Below are 5,843 nucleotides of genomic sequence, written 5' to 3'. Positions count from 1 at the left end.
GAAGACGGCAAACGAGATGGAGCCGATCAGATACGCGGCGATGGCAAACAACACAGTGGACATTCTCTCCCTTTCAGATGGATTGCGGCGTCCGGCTCACTCTTCGAGCGCGCACTGGACGGTTTTGACGGGCAGCACCTTCGGCAGCACCTTGGGGTCGATCCCGACCAGGTAGCCGCGCCGGCCGCCGTTGATATAGATCTTGTCGAGCGCGAGGATCCCTTCTTCGACATAGACGGGCATCGCCTTCCGCGTGCCGAACGGCGAGGTGCCGCCGACCAGGAAGCCGGAATGCCGGTTCGCCACGTCGGGCTTGCAGGGCTCGACCGACTTGCAGCCGATCTGGCGCGCGAGGTTCTTGGTGGAGACCTTGCGGTCGCCGTGCATCAGCACGACCAGCGGCTTGGCCGCTTCGTCCTGCATGATGAGCGTCTTGACGACGTGATGCTCGTCCACACCCAGTTCGCGCGCGGAGACGGCGGTGCCGCCGTGTTCTTCGTACTCGTAGGGGTGCTCGGTGAACGCGATGCCCTGCTTGCGCAGGAATTGCGTGGCCGGCGTTTCGGAAACGTGATCTTTCTTAGCCATGGCAGGTGCCGCAAAAAATGTGGCGACATTATGCAGCAAGAAGCCTGCTTTGCCCCCTTCCTTGCCCTTTTGTCATGCCGCCGACAGCAGCGGCTGGCGGTGCAGCAGCTCGGTGAAGGCTTCCGGCGGCACCGGCTTGCTGTAGTAATACCCTTGGGCAAACACGCATTGCCGCGCGCGCAGGAAGGCCGCCTGCTCCGCCGTCTCGACGCCTTCGGCGATGACCTTCAGGTTCAGGCTGTGCGCCATGGCAATGATGGCATTGGTGATGGCGGCATCGTGCTGCGCCTGGCCGATGCCGCGCACGAAGGACTGATCGATCTTCAGCGCATCGATCGGAAAGCGCTTCAGGTAGGACAGGCTGGAATAGCCGGTGCCGAAGTCGTCCACCGACAGCTGCACACCCATGTCGCTGAGCTGGGTCAGCAGGCCGATGTTTTCTTCGCTCGGATGCATCAGGAAATTCTCGGTGATCTCCAGTTCCAACGCCGCCGCCGGCACGCCCGTCTCCAGCAGGATGCGTTCGACGCTGCCGGCGAAATCCGGTATCAGCAGCTGCCGCGCCGACAGGTTGACCGCCATGCACAAGTCGACGTGGCCGGCCTCGCGCCAGCGGCGCAACTGCAGGCAGGCTTCGCGCAGTACCCATTCGCCGATCTGTGTGATGAGTCCGGTCTCTTCTGCAATCGGGATGAAATCGGCGGGCGGAATGAATCCGCGATCCGGCTGCAGCCAGCGCAGCAGCGCTTCGGTCGATACGATACGGCCGCGCTCCATGTCGACCTGCGGCTGGTAATGCAGGCTGAACTCACCGCGCGCGATCGCCTGCCGCAGCTGGTTGGCGATGGCCAGGCGGTACTGCGCCGCGACATTCAGGCTCTGCATGAAGAACTGGTAATTGCCGCGCCCCTTGCCCTTGGCATGGTACATCGCGGTATCCGCCGCGCGCATCAGCGTGTCCGCGTCTTCGCCGTCATCTGGATAAAGGCTGATGCCGATGCTGCAGCCGGCGTGCAGTTCATGGTTGCCGACGTAGAAGGTGCTTCGCAGTTCGTCGAGGATCTTCTGCGCCACCGAGGCGGCCGCATGGTCGTCCTCGACCGCCGGCAGCACCAGCACGAATTCATCGCCGCCCAGGCGTGCGAGTGTGTCACCGCGCCGCAGGCACAGCTGCAGGCGTCCGGCAACCATTTGCAGCAGCTGGTCGCCGACCTGGTGGCCGAGCGAATCGTTGATGTGCTTGAAATCATCCAGGTCGATGAACATCACCGCCACCGCTTTCGCGATGCGCTGGGACTGCGCCACCGCCTGACGCAGGCGGTCGAGCAGCAGCGCGCGGTTGGGCAGGCCGGTCAGCGTGTCGTGGTGCGCCATGTAGCTGATGCGGTGCTCGGCCTGCTTGCGTTCGATGGCGATGCCGGCGATGCGCGCCGCGAAGTCGGCCAGCCTCAGTTCGGCAGGAGTGGGCGTGCGCGCCTCGCGGTAATACATCGCAAAGGTGCCCAGCACCCCGCCCTGCTGCGACACGATGGGCGTCGACCAGCAGGCGCGCAGACCATGCGCGAGCGCATCGTCGCGCAGTGCCGTCCACAGGGGATCGGCGTCGATGTCGGTCACCACGACCTGCTTGCAGAGGTGCATGGCCGTGCCGCAGGATCCGGCATTCGGGCCAATCGGGAGCCGCGCCAGCGAACACACGAAAATTTCCGGCAGGCTGGCGACAGCGCCGGGATGGACACGCTCGCCGTCCTCGTCGAGCAACAGGATGGAACCGAGCATCCCGTAGGATTGCGACTCGATTACGCCGACCAGGGTGGAAAGCACATCCTGCAGCGATGCGCCGGTGGCGATCATCTCCAGCACACGGGCCTGGCCGAGGTGAAGCGCCTCCGCCTGTTTCCGGTCGCTGATTTCCTTGCCGGTGCCGCGATAGCCACGGAACACGCCGCTGTCGTCGAACAGCGGTTCGCCGCTGATGCTGTACCAGTGCCAGCGCCCGTCTTCGGCACGCACCTTGTATTCGAGATTGTGGAACGGCTGGTGCGCCCGCAGCACGCGCACATGCGCTTCCCAGCTTTCCTCGTCGAGCGTGCCCGAGTCGATGGCAAGCTCGCGCCGCGTCTTGCCGATCAGGTGCTCCGGCACCATCCCGCCCACGCGCCCCACACCTTCCGACATGACGGTAAAGCGGAAATTCTCGTCCTGCTCCCAGTACCAGTCGGAGGACAGGTCAGTCAGGCTGCGGAAGCGCTCCTCGCTCTTGATGAGCGCCTGCTCGGCGTGCTTGCGCTGCATGAATTGCCCGATCTGGCTGGCGACCACCTGCATCATGCCGATCATGGCCTCGTCCGGCATGCGCGTTTCGTGGCTGAAGAAGGTCATGGCGCCCACGATTTGCCCGCCCAGCATGACGGGTAGCGCGAATGCGCCGTGCAGGCCGATTGCCAACGCTTCGCGAATGCGCGGGAATGCCGGGTCGCCGGTGACATCCGGAATCCAGAGCGGGCGCCGCGCCGCGACGACGCGCCCAGGAATGCCGATTTCGGGTGTGGTGAACTTTTCCCGCCCCATCGCAACGAATGCGGATGGCGCAATGGCAGGCGATTCCCATGCATAGGTGAGCCGCATGGTGCCTGCGTCCTCGTTGATCTCCCAGAACTCGCCGATCGCCCATCCGAAATGAGCGCATACCGCGCCGAGCAGCGGGGCTGCCGCCTCCGCGAGGGACCTTGCATCGGCCAGCGCCCTGGTCACGGCAAACTGTACTGCTTGCCGCTGTTCCGCATGGCGGCGGTCGGTGATGTCGCGGATGTTGCACTGGATGACGCGCGTGTCCTCCACCGTATAGGTGCTGCTGACGAATTCCACGACAAGGTCATGCCCGTCGCTGGTCTGCAGCGGCAGCGAATCGTGCCGTACCGATTCCTCGCGCTGCAGTTCGTCGAAGATCGCCTTGCACGCGTCGCGGTTGCGGAATGCTGCGATCTCCCCGATACGCTTGCCTACGAATTCGTCGTAGCGGTAACCGAGCATGTCGACCAGGCAGGGATTGACGTCGGTGACCACGCCTGAGGCGGCATGCAGCAGCAGGATGCCGTCCTTCGCGGTTTCGAACAGGCGGCGGTAATGCGCTTCCGAGAGCTGGAGTTCGCGCTCGATGCGGCGCCGCTCGGCATTCTCTTCTTCGAGGTCGGTGTAGAGGCGCGCATTCTCCAGCGAGATGGCGGCTTGCGAGGAAAGCAGTTCCAGCACGCCCAGCGCGTCGGCTGAGAAGGCGCCGGCGATGAGGTTGTTTTCGAGGTACAGCAGCCCGACCAGCTCCGCCTGGCGGAAGATGGGCTGGCAGAGGACGGATTTCAGGTGGTTTGCGGCGACATAGGGATCGGTCGCGAACCGTTTGTCCGACGCAGCGCTTTCGAGCAGGACCTTCTGCCTGGTACGCCAGACATAATTGACCAGCGTGACCGGCAGCATCGGCGAGGCCGCCAGTGCCACCGAATCGAGGCGCCGCGCCTGCACGATCCCGCGTTCATCGAGCACCGCCTCGGCCTCGACGGCAAGGCTGCCGCCGTGCTGCAGGATCACGTAGCCCTTCTGCGCCCCTGCCTGTTCGATCACCACCTGCAGCAGGCGCGACAGCAGGCGATCGAAGGAAATTTCGCCGGACAGCGCCTGCGACGCCTTGATGACGGCGAGCGCATCGAGCTGCAGTGTGCCGCGCGGCAGGGATTCGTCGGCGGCAGCCGTCTCGCTTCCCTGCAATTGCGGATACAGGCACTCAAGCTGCCGGACTTTACCGCTCGCCCCCCAGCTAAGATAGCAGGCGTGCGCATGCCGCAGGTAGGCATCGGCGCTGCGGCCGGATCCGCGGGTGCGGTAGAAGTGCGCTGCCAGCTCGTTAGCCAGTGCCTCGTCCTGCACAAAACCGTGCAGCGCCGCCAGCCTGATCGCCTGTTCGTAGCGCTGCATGGCGTCAAGGTCACGCCCTTCGATGCGTGCGATTTCCGCCGCCACCAGCGCATAGCGGTGCAGGAAATTCTGCGGGCAGTTCTTGGCCCACAGCCGCAGGCGTTTTTGATGGCCCTTGAGCGCGCCGGAAAACTCTATCTGGCGATCGGCATCGACCTGTGTATGCAGGGCGGTGAGCGTCAGTGCCTGGTAGAAGAAACAGCTGGCCTCGATCGGCATGGATGTCATCACATCGAGCATGCGCATCGCGTCCTGCGATGCGTCGAGGGCATCGCCGTAGCGGCGGTACAGGAAGCTCGCGATCAGCTTCATTACGTGGCGGAAGGCCGTGCCGGAGCGGAAGCGCGCGCGCTCGAATGCCTGCAAACACTCTTCCTCATCGAAGTTGCTGTCGCTGAATCCCGCCTGCGTGGACGTCGCCCCCTTCAGGCTGGCCACGAACTGCTGCTCCAGCCGGATGGCGCGGAAGGCGCCCTCGTTGCGGCTCTGTTCGGCGAAGGCGGCGTACTTCTGCAACGCTTTCGCCACCGCATCAAGCGGTTCGCCCTTCTCGATCATTTGCCATGGCGTGCGGTACGACGAGTAGCCGGCCCATACCAGGTCGCCGACTTCCAGGCAGGCCCGGAAGCCTTCTTCCATGAGGGCGATGTTCTCGGCAAACGGCTTGTGCCAGAAGTTGAGGTAATTTCCGTGCAGGAAAAGCAAGGCGCCACGCATGCGCGCGTCGTTGAACTTTTCGTTCAGCCGCAATCCCAGCCCGGAAAAGTCATAACCCAGCGCGACATCGCCGAAACGGGACGCCAGGATCATGCCGTAACCGCTGTAGGCCACACAGGATTTTTCGGTATGGCCATATTCCAGCGACAGGCTCACCGCCTTGTAGATCAGCAGCGGGTACAGCCGGTTGCGCGCGACGAATGCGCAAGGAAGCATTTCCACCAGCAGCGAAATGCTTGCCATGGCCGCCGGGTCGATTGCCTGGGGATGGTCGAAGAAATCCGCGGGCGGACGCCCGGCCACGGCGCGCATGATGGACGCCCGCCCCTGTTCCTCTTCCGCCGCGATGCCGGCGTCCTCGTCCGGCAAGGCAATGCCGAACAGCCGCAGTCCTTCGCTGCCCGCCGCCAGCGCCTCTTCAAACCGGCCCGCCGTCTGGCACAGGCCCATGCGCAGGCCGTACACCTTCGCCTTGTCGAGCGGTGACACAGTGCGCTGCAGGATGAGGGAAAACAAGTCTTCGGCACGCTCACCTTCCCCGCTCAGGAATTCGCATTCGGCCAGCTCGA

Annotated in this window: 2 protein-coding genes; both read right to left on the bottom strand. The window is 64.2% G+C overall.

Features of this window, described 5'->3' with window-relative positions:
* Positions 1–96: 96 nt before the first annotated feature.
* Positions 97–588 carry a Cys-tRNA(Pro) deacylase gene (gene ybaK, locus AYR66_RS24030; protein ID WP_088710243.1) on the bottom strand — a complete coding sequence of 164 codons (492 nt, stop codon included), beginning with the start codon at positions 586–588 and terminating at the stop codon, positions 97–99.
* Between the two features lie 72 nt (positions 589–660).
* Positions 661–5,843: EAL domain-containing protein (locus tag AYR66_RS24025; RefSeq protein ID WP_206047310.1), on the bottom strand; the 5,183-nt coding region annotated here is incomplete at its 5' end.

The organism is Noviherbaspirillum denitrificans, from assembly GCF_002211445.1.
Classification (GTDB): domain Bacteria; phylum Pseudomonadota; class Gammaproteobacteria; order Burkholderiales; family Burkholderiaceae_D; genus Noviherbaspirillum; species Noviherbaspirillum denitrificans.
This window is presented reverse-complemented; position numbering and strand designations above follow the sequence as displayed.

Excerpts from the sequence above, each read along its gene's own strand:
- ybaK (WP_088710243.1), bottom strand. The coding sequence starts at position 588 with ATGGCTAAGAAAGATCACGTTTCCGAAACGCCGGCCACGCAATTCCTG.